Annotated in this window: 13 protein-coding genes; 2 read left to right on the forward strand and 11 right to left on the reverse strand. The window is 66.2% G+C overall.

The genetic code is table 11. The annotated features are described in order from the left end of the window. Positions 1–46 precede the first annotated feature (46 nt). Positions 47–3,277 (forward strand): ribonuclease E, encoded by a 3,231-nt coding sequence (gene rne / locus F6X61_RS18960; protein ID WP_153787914.1) that lies wholly within the window; start codon positions 47–49, stop codon positions 3,275–3,277. A gap of 161 nt (positions 3,278–3,438) precedes the next feature. Here rne and murB read toward each other — a convergent pair whose 3' ends face one another. From murB to F6X61_RS19000, 8 genes are all read right to left on the reverse strand, one after another. Then, on the reverse strand, positions 3,439–4,458 hold the full coding sequence (gene murB, locus F6X61_RS18965) for a UDP-N-acetylmuramate dehydrogenase (RefSeq protein ID WP_153787915.1): 1,020 nt from the start codon (positions 4,456–4,458) through the stop codon (positions 3,439–3,441). Then, positions 4,455–4,919 carry a low molecular weight protein-tyrosine-phosphatase gene (locus F6X61_RS18970; RefSeq protein ID WP_153787916.1) on the reverse strand — a complete coding sequence of 155 codons (465 nt, stop codon included), beginning with the start codon at positions 4,917–4,919 and terminating at the stop codon, positions 4,455–4,457. The genes murB and F6X61_RS18970 overlap by 4 nt, the downstream gene beginning before the upstream one ends. After that, a complete protein-coding gene (gene kdsB, locus F6X61_RS18975; RefSeq protein ID WP_153787917.1) occupies positions 4,919–5,683 on the reverse strand; it encodes a 3-deoxy-manno-octulosonate cytidylyltransferase in 765 nt (254 codons plus the stop codon). Before kdsB ends, F6X61_RS18970 begins: the two co-directional genes overlap by 1 nt. Then, positions 5,680–5,865 carry a Trm112 family protein gene (locus F6X61_RS18980; RefSeq protein ID WP_011532874.1) on the reverse strand — a complete coding sequence of 62 codons (186 nt, stop codon included), beginning with the start codon at positions 5,863–5,865 and terminating at the stop codon, positions 5,680–5,682. The genes kdsB and F6X61_RS18980 overlap by 4 nt, the downstream gene beginning before the upstream one ends. 40 nt (positions 5,866–5,905) lie before the next feature. Further along, a complete protein-coding gene (gene lpxK / locus F6X61_RS18985) occupies positions 5,906–6,910 on the reverse strand; it encodes a tetraacyldisaccharide 4'-kinase (protein ID WP_153787918.1) in 1,005 nt (334 codons plus the stop codon). Further along, positions 6,910–7,344 (reverse strand): biopolymer transporter ExbD, encoded by a 435-nt coding sequence (locus F6X61_RS18990; RefSeq protein WP_153787919.1) that lies wholly within the window; start codon positions 7,342–7,344, stop codon positions 6,910–6,912. The genes lpxK and F6X61_RS18990 overlap by 1 nt, the downstream gene beginning before the upstream one ends. Further along, the gene (locus F6X61_RS18995; protein WP_138221286.1) at positions 7,341–7,976 is read right to left on the reverse strand and encodes a MotA/TolQ/ExbB proton channel family protein; all 636 of its coding nucleotides are present in this window, start codon (positions 7,974–7,976) and stop codon (positions 7,341–7,343) included. Before F6X61_RS18995 ends, F6X61_RS18990 begins: the two co-directional genes overlap by 4 nt. Positions 7,977–8,144: 168 nt before the next feature. Continuing rightward, a complete protein-coding gene (locus F6X61_RS19000; protein ID WP_153787920.1) occupies positions 8,145–10,364 on the reverse strand; it encodes a DNA internalization-related competence protein ComEC/Rec2 in 2,220 nt (739 codons plus the stop codon). A gap of 144 nt (positions 10,365–10,508) precedes the next feature. Here F6X61_RS19000 and F6X61_RS19005 point away from each other — a divergent pair, with 144 nt between their 5' ends. Beyond that, positions 10,509–11,135: a DUF2062 domain-containing protein gene (locus F6X61_RS19005; RefSeq protein WP_153787921.1), complete on the forward strand. Its 627-nt coding sequence runs from the start codon at positions 10,509–10,511 to the stop codon at positions 11,133–11,135. Here the strand turns inward: F6X61_RS19005 and F6X61_RS19010 are convergent. The 3 genes from F6X61_RS19010 to F6X61_RS19020 form a co-directional block, all read right to left on the reverse strand. Further along, the gene (locus F6X61_RS19010) at positions 11,019–11,798 is read right to left on the reverse strand and encodes an ABC transporter permease (RefSeq protein WP_110995696.1); all 780 of its coding nucleotides are present in this window, start codon (positions 11,796–11,798) and stop codon (positions 11,019–11,021) included. The genes F6X61_RS19005 and F6X61_RS19010 overlap by 117 nt on opposite strands. After that, entirely contained in the window at positions 11,795–12,727 is a 933-nt protein-coding gene (locus F6X61_RS19015) for an ABC transporter ATP-binding protein (RefSeq protein WP_153787922.1), read from the reverse strand. The genes F6X61_RS19010 and F6X61_RS19015 overlap by 4 nt, the downstream gene beginning before the upstream one ends. 135 nt (positions 12,728–12,862) lie before the next feature. Next, positions 12,863–13,486, reverse strand: coding sequence for a glutathione S-transferase (locus F6X61_RS19020; RefSeq protein ID WP_153787923.1), 624 nt, complete (start codon positions 13,484–13,486; stop codon positions 12,863–12,865). Positions 13,487–13,705: the final 219 nt, after the last annotated feature.

Genomic DNA, 13,705 nt, shown 5'->3' on the forward strand with positions numbered 1-13,705 from the left:
GTGTGCCGAACGCCGTTTCCGGCAGCCCGGAAACCGACGGTACAACATGAAAAGAATGCTGATTAACGCAACTCAACCCGAAGAGTTGCGTGTAGCCCTGGTAGACGGCCAACGCCTCTACGACCTGGACATCGAGTCCGGCGCGCGCGAGCAGAAAAAGGCCAACATCTACAAAGGCAAGATCACCCGTATCGAGCCAAGCCTCGAAGCCGCCTTCGTAGACTTCGGCTCCGAACGTCACGGCTTCCTGCCACTCAAGGAAATCTCCCGCGAATACTTCAAGAAGACCCCCGAAGGCCGGGTCAACATCAAGGAAGTACTGAGCGAAGGCCAGGAAGTCATCGTCCAGGTCGAGAAGGAAGAGCGCGGCAACAAAGGCGCCGCCCTGACCACCTTCATCAGCCTGGCTGGCCGCTACCTGGTGCTGATGCCCAACAACCCACGCGCCGGCGGCATCTCCCGCCGCATCGAAGGCGAAGAGCGCAACGAACTGCGTGAAGCCCTCAACGGCCTGACCGTTCCAGGCGACATGGGCCTGATCGTGCGCACCGCCGGCCTTGGCCGCAGCAGCGAAGAAATGCAGTGGGACCTCGACTACCTGCTGCAGCTGTGGACCGCCATCAAGGAAGCCTCGCTGGACCGCTCCGCGCCGTTCCTGATCTACCAGGAAAGCAACGTCATCATCCGCGCGATCCGCGACTACCTGCGCCAGGACATCGGCGAAGTGCTGATCGACAGCATCGATGCCCAGGAAGAAGCCCTGACCTTCATCCGCCAGGTGATGCCGCAGTACGCCAGCAAGGTCAAGCTGTACGAAGACAGCGTCCCGCTGTTCAACCGCTTCCAGATCGAAAGCCAGATCGAAACCGCCTTCCAGCGCGTTGTCGACCTGCCGTCCGGCGGCTCGATCGTCATCGACCCGACCGAGGCCCTGGTGTCCATCGACATCAACTCGGCGCGCGCCACCAAAGGCAGCGACATCGAAGAAACCGCCCTGCAGACCAACCTGGAAGCGGCCGAAGAAATCGCCCGCCAGCTGCGCCTGCGTGACATCGGCGGCCTGATCGTCATCGACTTCATCGACATGACCCCGGCCAAGAACCAGCGCGCCGTCGAAGAGCGCGTGCGTGAATGCCTGGAAGCCGACCGCGCCCGCGTGCAGGTTGGCCGTATCTCGCGTTTCGGCCTGCTGGAAATGTCCCGTCAGCGCCTGCGCCCATCGCTGGGTGAAAGCAGCGGCATCGTTTGCCCACGCTGCTCCGGCACCGGCATCATCCGTGACGTCGAGTCGCTGTCGCTGGCCATCCTGCGCCTGATCGAAGAAGAAGCCCTGAAAGACCGTACCGCCGAGGTACGTGCCCAGGTACCGATCCCGGTCGCCGCCTTCCTGCTCAACGAGAAACGCAACTCGATCACCAAGATCGAACTGCGCACTCGCGCGCGCATCATCATTCTGCCGAACGATCACCTGGAAACGCCGCACTTCGAAGTCCAGCGCCTGCGCGACGACAACCCGGAAGTGCTGAACAACCAGTCCAGCTACGAGATCGCAGCTTCCGAAACCGAAGAAGCGCCGCAACCGACCGCCACCCGCACCCTGGTTCGCCAGGAAGCCGCGGTCAAGACCGCTCCAGCCCGCGCCAACGCCCCCGTGCCAAGCACGGAAGAAGCGCAGCCTGCCGCAGCTCCGGCAGCCGCTGCTGCCCCTAGCACGCCAGAGCCCAGCCTGTTCAAAGGCCTGGTGAAGTCGCTGGTCAGCCTGTTCGCCGGCAAGGAAGAGCCTGTCGCCGCCCCGGTTGCCACCACCGAGAAGCCTGCCACCGAGCGCACCCCGCGCAACGAGGAGCGCCGCAACGGTCGCCAGCAGAGCCGCAACCGCAATGGCCGTCGCGACGAAGAGCGCAAGCCGCGTGAAGAGCGCGCCGAGCGTGCCCCGCGCGAAGAGCGCCAGCCACGCGAAGAGCGTGCCCCTCGCGAAGAGCGCGCCCCACGTGAAGAGCGTGCGCCGCGTGAAGAACGCGCACCACGCCAGCCGCGCGAAGACCGCCGTGGCAACCGTGAAGAACGCGTACGCGAACTGCGCGAGCCACTGGACGTCGCACCGGCCGCCCGTGAAGAGCGCCAGCCTCGCGAAGAACGTGCACCGCGTGAAGAACGCGTAGCCCGTGAAGAGCGTGCTCCACGCGAAGAACGCGCACCGCGTGAAGAGCGTGCTCCACGTGAAGAACGCGCACCACGCGAAGAGCGTGCACCGCGTGAAGAACGTGCCCCACGCGAAGAGCGTGCACCTCGCGAAGAGCGCCAACCACGCCCACCGCGTGAAGAGCGCCAGCCGCGCCCTGACGAGCAGGTTGCTGAACAGGCTGCCGAGCTCAACGAGGAGCAACTGCCGAACGAAGAGCTGCTGCAGGACGAGCAGGAAGGCACCGATGGCGAGCGTCCGCGCCGCCGCTCCCGCGGCCAGCGCCGTCGCAGCAACCGTCGTGAACGTCAGCGCAACGCCGATGGCGAGCTGATCGAAGGCGGCGACGACGAAGCCGGCGAAGAACAGCAGCCACAACAGCACCAGGCCACCGCCCTGGGCGCCGAACTGGCCGCCGGCATCGCGGTCACCGCCGCCGTCGCCACCAGCAACATCAGCGCCGACGCCGAAGCCCAGGCCAACCAGCAGGCCGAACGCGCCAGCGCCATTGTCGCCGAAGCCCAGGTTGAAAGCAGCGAAGTGGCCCAGGTTGCCGAGCAAGCCGAAGCCATCGCCATCGCGCCAGTGGTCGAGCAGCCGGTCAGCGAGCCCGTCGTTGCCGCCGAGCCAAGCTTCGAGCCCGCTGTTGAAGTGGCACCACAGCCAGTGATCGAAGAAGCGGTTGCCGAGCAGGTGGCTGTCGTGATCGAAGCTGAACCGGTCGTCAAGGCTCCAGCAGTGGAAGCCGCCGAGATCGCACCAGCGCAGGTCGCCGAAGTGGCTGAAGTTCAGGCTCCTGCTGCCTTCGAAGCGACTCCGGCCGTCGAAGCCCCGGTTGTTGAAGCACAAGCTGAAGTGGTCGAAGCGCCAGTTGCCGAACCGGCTCCAGTGGTTGCCGAGCAGGCACCTGCCGAAGTCGAAGCCCCGGTCGAGCCGGCCCCTGTCATGCTGCCGAACGGCCGCGCGCCGAACGACCCGCGTGAAGTGCGCCGCCGCAAGCGCGAAGCCGAAGCAGCCGCTGCTGCCCTGGCTGCCGCCCAGGCCGCCCCAGCCCTGGAAACCACCGAAGACGAGCACAAGCCTCATCACGGTTGATTCCGGTCGCTGAATGAAAAAGCCCCGCCAGTGCGAACTGGCGGGGCTTTTTCATTGCCGGGAAAATTTGGCACCGGCTTCGCCGGTGATCGCGGGGCAAGCCCGCTCCCACGCCATTTCTGCTGGTGTTTGCGTGGGAGCGGGCTTGCCCCGCGATTGCGTCAGTACAGGTTAGGCTCCATCTCCAGCGCCACCCCGAACCGCTCGAGGATATCCGCCTGGATCTTCTGCGCCAGCGCATGCAACTGCGCCCCGCTCGCCTGGCCATAGTTCACCAGCACCAACGACTGCAAGCGATGCACACCAGCATCGCCATCACGATGGCCCTTCCACCCGGCCTGCTCGATCAACCAACCCGCCGCCAGCTTCACCCGGCCATCGGCCTGCGGATAAGCCACCACGGTCGGGTAAGCACTGCGAATCTGCTCGGCCAGCGCTGCCGACACCACAGGGTTCTTGAAGAAGCTCCCAGCATTGCCCAGCTCGGCCGGGTCCGGCAGTTTCTCCTGGCGAATGCTGCAGATCGCATCACTGATGGCCTGCGCAGTCGGCTGCCCGACGCCCTGCTCGGTCAAACGCTGACGCACCGGGCCGTAATCCAGGTGAGCCCGCAATGTCCGGTCAAGGGCAAAACGTACGCGCAGGATCAACCAACGCCCGGGGTTGCGCTTGAACAGGCTGTCACGGTAGCCGAACGCGCATTCCTGCAAGGTGAAATCGCGCAGCTCGCCGGTATCTCGGTCGAGTGCGGTCAGGCCGACGAAAACGTCCTTGATCTCGACCCCATAGGCGCCGACGTTCTGCATCGGCGCGGCCCCTACGGTGCCAGGGATCAGGCTGAGGTTCTCCAGCCCGCTCAGGCCTTGCGCGAGGGTCCACTGCACGAAGGGATGCCAGGGCTCACCGGCCTCGGCCTCCACCACCACCCGCTCGCCGTCATCGCTGAGCAGGCGCCGGCCACGGCTGGCCATGTGCAGTACCAGGGCGTCGATGTCGCGGGTCAGCAGCAGGTTGCTGCCACCGCCGATCACCAGCACCGGCACCTGCCGCGCGGCGGCCTCGGCCAGGGCCTGACGGGCTTCGTCATCGTCATGGGCCTGGGTGAAATAACGCGCACGCACATCGATGCCGAAGGTGTTGTAGGGCTTGAGCGATACCTGTTGCTGCCACGCCGCCGTCATAACCGCCCCTTGATTTCCACCACCAGCTCGCGGCAGGCCGCCTCGATCAGGTCCAGGACCTGCTCGAAACCTTCGGCACCGCCGTAATAGGGGTCGGGCACTTCATCAAGCGCCGCGCCGTAGCGGCGCAGGAACAGGTCCAGCTCGCCCTTGGCGTTGTGCGGGCGCAGTGCCTTGAGGTTGGCCAGGTTGCTGTTGTCCATGGCCAGGATCAGGTCGTACTCACCGAAATGCGCCGCCTTGACCTGCTGGGCGCGCTGACGCGACAGGTCGTAGCCACGCGCCAGCGCGGCCTTGCAGGTACGGCTGTCGGGGGCCTTGCCCACATGCCAGTCACCGGTGCCGGCAGACGCCACCTGCACCTGATCAGCCAGGCCGGCGGCCTCCAGCTGGTGGCGCAACACGCCTTCGGCAGTGGGCGAACGGCAGATATTGCCGAGGCAGACGAACAAGACGCGCATCAGGCCTCCAGCAAGCGCCGCACGCGCTCCAGGTCTTCAGGGGTGTCGACGCCCACCGCCGGGGCCTCGATGGCATCGGCGACGTGGATGCGCACGCCATGCCACAGTGCACGCAGCTGCTCCAACGCCTCGGTCTGCTCGAGCCAGCATGGACCCCAACCGACGAAGTCCTGCAGGAAGCCCACGCGGTAGGCGTACATGCCGATATGGCGACGGTACGGCACAGCCTCGGGCAGCACGTCACGCGCCTTGGCAAAGGCATCGCGGGCCCAGGGCAAGGGTGCACGGCTGAAGGTCAGCGCCAGGCCGTTCTTGTCGCTGGTGACCTTGACCGCGTTGGGATTGAACACGGTTTCCGGTTCGTGGATCGGCTCGGCCAAAGTCGCGATGCCGGCCTCGGGGTGCGCGGCGAGGTTGGCCGCCACCTGGTCGATGATCACCGGCGGGATCAGCGGCTCGTCACCTTGCACGTTGACCACGATGGCATCGGCCGCCAGCCCAAGCTGGGCGGCTACTTCGGCCAGGCGATCGGTGCCCGACTCGTGGTCGGCGCGGGTCAGCAGCACCTCGGCGCCGAACGCCTGGCAGGCCTCGACGATACTGGCATCGTCGGTGGCGATGACCACACGCTTGGCGCCGCTCTTGCGCGCCTGCTCCCACACATGCTGGACCATCGGCTTGCCGGCAATCGCCAGCAGCGGCTTGCCCGGCAGGCGCGTGGAGCGCAGCCGGGCGGGGATCACCACGGTGAAGTCCAGGCTCATTTGTCCAGGCGCTCTTCATCGGTCAGGGTGCGCGCTTCGCTTTCCAGCATCACCGGGATGCCGTCGCGGATCGGGTAGGCCAGGCCGGCGCCCTTGCTGATCAGCTCGGTCTTGTCGGCGCTGAGCTTGAGCGGGCCCTTGGTGATCGGGCAGGCCAGGATATCGAGCAGTTTGGTGTCCATGGGGTTTCCTTGAGGCCAATGGCCGGAAAATGAAAAAGGCTCAGGGGTGGCCGGGCAGCAGGCGGTCGAGCTGTGCGTCGAACCAGGCGGCGAAGGCCGCCGAAGGCTGCGCATCGACTGCCAGGTACCACCAGTCGTCGGCGGCAAAGGACCGGCACTTCACCGCATCCTTCTCGGTCATCACCAGCGGCAGCGGCGGGCTGAACGACAGCAGCTCACGGCTGTACGGCGCATGGTCGGCGAACGGGTGCGGCAGCGGCTGCCAGTTTAGCCCCTGCAGGGTATTGAAGAAACGTTGCGGGTTGCCGATGCCGGCCACGGCATGCAGCGCCTGGCCCGCAGGAAACTGGTCAAGGCCGCGGCGCTCGCCGCTGCGCAGGTTGATCAGCGCGGTGGGCTGCAGGCAGAACCCGAAGCCTTGGTCAGGGTCGGCCACGGCACCATTGAACAACACCGCGTCGGCCTCGTGCAGGCGCTCGGCCGGCTCGCGCAGCGGCCCGGCGGGCAGGCAGCGGCGGTTGCCCAGGCCACGGGCGGCATCGATCAGCACCAGCTCCAGGTCACGGGCCAGGCGATAGTGCTGCATGCCATCATCGCAGAGGATCAGGTCGGGCGCATCGCTGGCCAGCAGCGCCTGCACGGCGCGGGAACGGTCGGGGTCGATCATCAGCGGCACGCCGGTACGCTGGACGATCAGCAACGGCTCGTCGCCGGCCTGTTCGGCGCCCTGGTCGGCGGCGACGCGCCAGGGGTACCCGGGCGGCTTGGCGCCATAACCACGGCTGACCACGCCGACCTTTAGGCCACGCTGGCGGCAGTGCTCGATCAGCCAGAGGATCATCGGCGTCTTGCCGGTGCCGCCAACGGTGATGTTGCCCACCACAATAACTGGTACCGGAGCCCGGTAGCTGGTGCTCTCGCCACTGAGGAAGCGCGCGCGCTTGCGCATCACCACCCGGCGGTACAGCGCCTCCAGCGGACGTAGCAGGGCCAGGGCTGGATGGCCGTTGTACCAGGCGGCAAGCAGACGGTCGGCGAAGGCCATCAGGGCTTGCCCTGCGCAGCCTCGACGGTGGTCATGCGCAACTTGCTGAAGCCGAGCTTGCCGGCCGCATCCATTGCGGTGATCACAGCCTGGTGCGGGGTCTTGCCGTCGGCGCTGATCGCCAGCGGCAGGGTGATGTCACCGCCGGATTCCTTCTCGATCGCCTCGGTCAGGGTGTCCAGGTCGCTCTTGGGCAGCAGGTGGTTGTTCACCGAATACACACCCTCGGCGCTGATGGTGATTTCCACCAGCTTGCCTTGGTCGGCCGGCGCCTGCTCGGCACTGGCGGCCTCGGGCAGTTCGACGCGCAGTTGCGTCTCGCGGGTGAAGGTGGTGGTGACCACGAAGAACAGCAGCAGCACGAACACCACGTCGATCAACGACGCCAGGTTGATATCGACGTTCTCGCGCTGACGGTTGCGCCGGAACTTCACGCCTTGCCTCCGGCCACTTCCACTTCACGGTCGCCCTGCAGCACTTCCACCAGCTTGATCGCTTCCTGCTCCATGCCCACCACCAGCTCATCGATGCGGCGCAGCAGGAAACGGTGGAAGAACACCGCCGGGATACCGACCATCAGGCCGGCGGCGGTGGTCACCAGCGCCTTGGAAATACCACCGGCGAGTACCGCGGCGTTGGCGGTCATCTGCGAGCCCATGAAGGCGCTGAAGATGTCGATCATGCCCAGCACCGTGCCCAGCAGGCCGAGCAGCGGGGCCATGGCGGCGATGGTGCCGAGGGTGCTGATGTAGCGTTCCAGCTCGTGGATGACCCGCGAGGCGGCTTCCTCGATGCACTCTTTCATGATCTCGCGGCCATGGCGCGAATTGGCCAGGCCCGCGGCGAGGATCTCGCCCAGCGGCGAATCGGCGCGCAGGGCCTTGAGCTTGTCACTGGTGAGTTGCTTGTCCTTGATCCACATCCACACCTGGCCCAGCAGGTGCGGCGGGGTGACACGGCTGGCGCGCAGGGTCCACAGGCGCTCGACGACGATTGCCATGGCAACGATGGAACTCAGGATGATCGGCAGCATCATCCAGCCACCGGACTTGACCAATTCCCACACAGTAAGCATCCCCTCGGAAAAAGGCCGCCACTCTACCATAGGCACGCGAGGGGCTCATCTGCCGGAGGTCAGGCAAATCAGCCATCGCGGGGCAAGCCCGCTCCCACGCTTTCTGCGCGTCCACCGTGGGAGCGGCGGTGCGCCGATGCGACTTGCCCCGCGATGGCGTCATTCGCCCTGCCGCCAGAACCTGCGCCCTGCACGCTCCCCCACCACCTCACCCTGGCTCCCAAGGCGCAACCTCAACGCCCCCTCCAGCGCCGTGTCATGCACCCTCATTTGGTGCCGCCGATAACGCTCGATCACCTGCGGATGCGGATGCCCGAACCCATTGTGCCGCCCGCGCGATATCAACACCCCGCGCGGGGCCATGGCCCTGATGAGCGCCTCGCTGGACGAGGTGCGGCTGCCATGGTGCGGCGCCTGCAGCCAGTCGATGCGCGGATCGTCCGTCGCGGCCAGCCAGGCCCGCTCGGCGCCGGCCTCCATGTCGCCAGCCAGCAGCAGCCGCTCGCCATTGGCCTCGACCCGCAGCACACAGGAACGCTCGTTGCTGTTGGGCCCGGCCGGCCACTGCCAGAGCTCGAAATCGACACCATCCCATTGCCAGCGCTCGCCACGCTTGCAGGGCTGGCCGTGCAAGCCTGGCGCCAACGCCATCGCTTCGCCGGCCAGCACCCGCTTCACCGGCAGCCCGCGATGAACGGCCGCGGCGCCCCCGGCATGGTCGGCATGGGCATGGCTGATCAGCATCAGGTCCAACTGCCGCACCCCGAGCCTGCGCAAGGTCGGCAGCACCACGCTTTCGCCCAGGTCGCTCTCCCCCATCGCAGGGCCGGCGTCATACAGCAAACTGTGTTGGCGAGTGCGCAGCAACACCGCCAGCCCTTGGCCAACGTCCAGCTGCCAGACTTCAACCTGGCCATGCGGCACCTGCTCACGTGGCGCCCACAGAGCCAGCAACAGGACCGCACCCGGCGCACGCAAAGGTACGCCCCGAGGCAACAGCACCAGCAACGCGCCAAGCCCCACCAGCAGCCCGGCCCACAGCGGCAGTGGCTCGGCAATCCACGCCGGCACCAGCGCAGCCACCTGGGCAAGCCAGGCAAACAGGCCGTGCAGCGCAATGCCCGCCAGCCACAGCAGCCCCTCCCCCAACCAGGGCAGCGGCAACAGCGCGGTACCGAGCAAAGCCAAGGGCAGCACCGCCAGGCTCAGCCACGGCACCGCCAGCAGGTTGGCCAGCGGCGCCGTTAGGCTGATCGGCAGGCCCAGCGCCAGCAGCACCGGCAGCAGGCCCACGGCGATCACCCATTGCGCCCGCGTCCAGGCCTGCCAAGGCCGCCAGGCGCCCAGCCGGGCGGCAAAACACAGCGCCAGCACCGCCACGGCGGCGAACGACAACCAGAAGCCCGGCAACAGGCTGGCCAGCGGCTCGACCAGCAACACCCCCAGCAGCGCCAGCAACAAGGGCAGCCCCAAGCCCAGCTGGCGAAAACGCAGGCGCCACAGCAGGACCACCGCCAGCATCAGGCAGGCACGCTGTACCGGCACGCCGAAACCCGCCAGCCAGCCGTACAGCAACGCCGCCCCCATGGCCAGGCCGCAAGCCCAGGGCAACCAAGGCAGACGTCGCGGCCACACGCCCAGGCGAGCCAGCCCGGCCACACCGCCATAGACCAGCCCGGCCAGCAGCCCGATATGCTGCCCGGAAATCACCAGCAGATGGACCGTGCCTGTGGCTTGCAGGGCCTGCCAGTCCTGGCGCGTCAGCCCCGCGCCATCGCCCAGCACCAGCGCCGCCAGGGCCGCCTCGCGTCCATGGGCATCGACCGCGAGCAAGCGTTGGCGGATGCCGTCGCGCCAGTCGTGGGCGGGAGCGCCCAGCCGCTCACCGGCCTTGACCGTGCCGGTGGCGCCGATGCGCCGTGCCAACAGGGTTGCCTCGCGGTCCGGCCCATGTGGGTTGAGCAACCCATGGGGGCGGCGCACGTTGACCGCCAGCCGCCAGCGCTCCCCGGCGCGCAACGCGGGGCCGTCGTACCAGCTCAGTTGCAAGCGCCGCGGCAACTCGGCGCGACGCGAACTGGCCTGCTCCAGCTCGAAGCGCACACCGTGCCCGGTGCGCGCCGGCAGGCCGACCACCCGCCCCTCCAGCCACAAGGTGCGCCCGTCCAGTGCCACGGCCAGCCGATCATCCAGTGCCTGTTGCGCCGACCAGCACGCCCAGCAAAGCCCCAACAAGTAACAGCCAAGCGGCCAGCCCCGCGTACGCAGGCAGACCAGCCCCAGCAATGGCAGTGCAAGCAACCACCCGACCGATGGCAGAGCAGGCAGAAAGCGCAGGCTCAACAGCCCGAGCGCGAGCGCAAGCATCCCTGTGCGCATGAGATAGAGCTCCAGAAGCGAAAAACGCCCCTGAGGCTTAGCCGATCAATAGGGAAATTCTGCTAAACAATTGTCACAAACTCTGAACGAGGCTGCGGTTCAATCAAGGCATACTGACGCCCTTCAACCCCGCCGGGAGCCCACATGCCGCGCCGTCTGTTCAAACGCTACATGCCGGACCCGACCAGCATCCGGGAACACAAGTCGTTACGCTTTTTCGGCAAGCTGCTCCACGACCCCAACCTCTGGCACCTCAACCGCCACTCGGTGGCACGGGCCATGGGTGTCGGGCTGTTCGCGGCATTGATCCCCATCCCCATGCAGATGCTGCTGGCCGCCGCCCTGGCGATCCCGGTACGCGGCAACCTGCCCATCGCGGTGAGCCTGGTGTGGCTGACCAACCCGCTGACCATGCCGCCGGTGTTCTTCGTCACCTACATGACCGGCGCCTGGCTGATGCAGGTACCGCCGCGCACGCTGCCCGAGGAAATCACCGTCGACTGGGTCACCGACCAGCTGGCGACGATCTGGCAACCCTTCCTGCTGGGCTCGGTGGTGTGCGGGGTGGTGCTCGGCGTACTTGCCTACTTCACCACCCAGTTCTACTGGCGCTGGTGGGTGGGCCGGCAGTGGCGCCGGCGCCAGTGTCGCTGCCTACGCCCGCATGCCGCGGCCGCTGACCAGCAGGCGGATGCACAGCAGGTAGAGCAACGCGGTGGCCACCAGCATGAACGTGATCGCGGTGCCAATGCTGATGTCCGACACCCCTAGGATGCCGTAGCGGAACGAGTTGACCATGTGCAGCACCGGGTTGGCCAACGACACGGTCTGCCAGAACGGCGGCAGCAGGGTGATCGAGTAGAACACCCCGCCCAGGTAGGTCAGCGGCGTCAACACGAAGGTCGGGATGATCGAGATATCGTCGAAGTTGCGCGCGAACACCGCGTTGACGAAGCCCAGCAGCGAGAAAATGGTCGCGGTCAGCAGCACCACCGCGACGGTCACGCCCAGGTGATGCACCTGCAGGTGGGTGAAGAACAACGACAGGATGGTAACGATCACCCCCACCGCCAAACCACGCAGCACGCCGCCCAGCACATAGCCGACGAGGATGATGTGCGGCGACACCGGCGACACCATCAGCTCTTCGATGGAGCGCTGGAACTTGCTGCCGAAGAAGCTCGACACCACGTTGCCGTATGAGTTGGTGATCACCGACATCATGATCAGCCCCGGCACGATGTACTCCATGTAGGTGAAGCCACCCATGTCGCCGATCTGCCGGCCGATCAGGTTCCCGAAGATCACGAAGTACAGCACCATGGTGATCGCCGGCGGCAGCAGGGTCTGTGGCCAGATGCGCAAGAAGCGCCGCACTTCGCGATAGACGATGGTGTTCAGGGCCACCCAGTTGGTGCGCAGCTCCACACTCATACGGCCACCTTCGACAGGTTTTTTTCCACCAGGGACACGAACAGCTCCTCGAGTCGGTTGGTCTTGTTGCGCAGGCTCTGCACCTCGATGTTCTTCAGCGCCAGTTGGCCGAACAGCGCGGTGATGCCGATCTCCTTCTCCACCTGCACTTCCAGGGTGTGCGGGGTGATCAGTCGGCACGGGTAGCCCAGCAGCTCAGGCGCAGCGGGCAGGTCGTGCTTGAGGTCGAGCACGAAGGTCTCGACATGCAGCTTGCCCAGCAGCTGGCGCATGCTGGTGTTCTCGACGATGGTGCCGTGATCGATGATGCCGATGTTGCGGCACAGCTGCTCGGCCTCTTCGAGGTAGTGGGTGGTGAGGATGATGGTGATGCCCTTCTGGTTGAGCTCGGTGAGGAAGCTCCACATCGAACGGCGCAGCTCGATGTCCACCCCCGCGGTCGGCTCGTCGAGGATCAGCAGGCGCGGTTCGTGGATCAGCGCCCGGGCGATCATCAGGCGGCGCTTCATGCCCCCGGACAGCGAGCGCGACTGTACGTCACGCTTGTCCCACAGCCCCAGTTGGGTCAGGTACTGCTCGGCACGCTCCTTGGCCAGCTTGGGCGGGATGCCGTAGTAGCCCGCTTGGGTGACGACGATGTCGAAGGTCTTCTCGAACTGGTTGAAGTTGAACTCCTGGGGCACCACGCCCAGGCAGCGCTTGAGCGCGGCCGGCTCGCGGTCCAGATCGTGGCCAAACACATTGACCGTGCCACTGGTCTTGTTCACCAGGGTGGAGAGGATGCCGATGGTGGTGGACTTGCCGGCGCCATTGGGGCCCAGCAAGGCGAAGAAGTCGCCTTCGGCAACGTCCAGGTCGATGCCCTTGAGGGCCTGGAAGCCGTTGCCGTAGGTCTTGGTCAGCTGTCGGATGGACAGGGCGGAACTCATAGCGGGTCACGTACCGGATCAAGAATGGTTCAGGACACGCCAGGCAAAGTCACTGGCGCAGTGAGTGCGGCCATGGTGCAAGGCCCGGCCGCACAAGTACAGTCACATCTATTGATAATGACTATCGAAGTGGCGTCACGTCAGGGCCGTCATCACTGCCGCCTGGTAGGCCGGGCGTTGCTTGAGGCGCTCGTACCAGGCTTCCAAGTGGTACATGGACGGGCGTTCGATGGGCATTTCGAACCAGGCGTAAATGAAGCTGCCCAGGGGGATGTCGCCCATGCCGATCTGCTCGCCGGACAGGTACGGCTGCCTGGCCAGGGTTTCGTCGGCGATGGCCAGCAACTGGGCGCACTGCTTGTGCGCGGCGTTGATCGCCACCCAGTCGCGCTGGTCTTCGGGGGTGCGCAGCAGGCCCCAGAACAGCGGGCGGAACGGGGTAGCGAAGGACGAGGTGGTCCAGTCCATCCATTTGTCCGCCAGGGCACGTTGGCGTGGGTCGTCGAGGTACCAGCCCGGCTCTTCGCCGTACTCGGCGCACAGGTAGCGGACGATGGCGTTGGACTCCCACAGCACCAGGTCGCCGTCTTCGAGCATCGGTACCAGGCCGTTGGGGTTGAGGGCCCGGTAGTGCGGTTCGTTGACCACGCCGAAGGCGCCGCCGGCGTCGATGGATTCAAAGTCCAGGCCCAGTTCGTGGGCGATCCACAGCGCCTTGCGCACATTGCTCGAATTCTTGCGGCCCCAGATCTTCAGCATGACGACGTCCTTATGAATGCGGGAGGGGGGACAGTCTACTCCAGGCTTGGGCGTTGTGTGGGGGTGTAAGGGCCCCATCGCGGGGCAAGCCCGCTCCCACGCAGCACTCACCGTGGGAGCGGGCTTGCCCCGCGATAGGGCCCTCTGCCAATAGAGATCGCATGAGGGCTGACAGGTGCTCGCCGCAAGGTTTCTGGCGCCTATGAGATCGAGCGCCGC

The sequence above is a fragment of the Pseudomonas sp. EMN2 genome, from assembly GCF_009650555.1.
Classification (GTDB): Bacteria; Pseudomonadota; Gammaproteobacteria; order Pseudomonadales; family Pseudomonadaceae; genus Aquipseudomonas; species Aquipseudomonas sichuanensis.

Coding starts and splice junctions, on each gene's coding strand:
- murB (WP_153787915.1), bottom strand. CDS start 4,458: ATGACGGCGGCGTGGCAGCAACAGGTATCGCTCAAGCCCTACAACACC.
- F6X61_RS19000 (WP_153787920.1), bottom strand. CDS start 10,364: ATGCGCACAGGGATGCTTGCGCTCGCGCTCGGGCTGTTGAGCCTGCGC.
- F6X61_RS19015 (WP_153787922.1), bottom strand. CDS start 12,727: ATGAGTTCCGCCCTGTCCATCCGACAGCTGACCAAGACCTACGGCAAC.
- F6X61_RS19005 (WP_153787921.1), top strand. CDS start 10,509: ATGCCGCGCCGTCTGTTCAAACGCTACATGCCGGACCCGACCAGCATC.
- lpxK (WP_153787918.1), bottom strand. CDS start 6,910: ATGGCCTTCGCCGACCGTCTGCTTGCCGCCTGGTACAACGGCCATCCA.
- F6X61_RS18980 (WP_011532874.1), bottom strand. CDS start 5,865: ATGGACACCAAACTGCTCGATATCCTGGCCTGCCCGATCACCAAGGGC.
- F6X61_RS19010 (WP_110995696.1), bottom strand. CDS start 11,798: ATGAGTGTGGAGCTGCGCACCAACTGGGTGGCCCTGAACACCATCGTC.
- kdsB (WP_153787917.1), bottom strand. CDS start 5,683: ATGAGCCTGGACTTCACCGTGGTGATCCCCGCCCGGCTGCGCTCCACG.
- rne (WP_153787914.1), top strand. CDS start 47: ATGAAAAGAATGCTGATTAACGCAACTCAACCCGAAGAGTTGCGTGTA.
- F6X61_RS18970 (WP_153787916.1), bottom strand. CDS start 4,919: ATGCGCGTCTTGTTCGTCTGCCTCGGCAATATCTGCCGTTCGCCCACT.
- F6X61_RS19020 (WP_153787923.1), bottom strand. CDS start 13,486: ATGCTGAAGATCTGGGGCCGCAAGAATTCGAGCAATGTGCGCAAGGCG.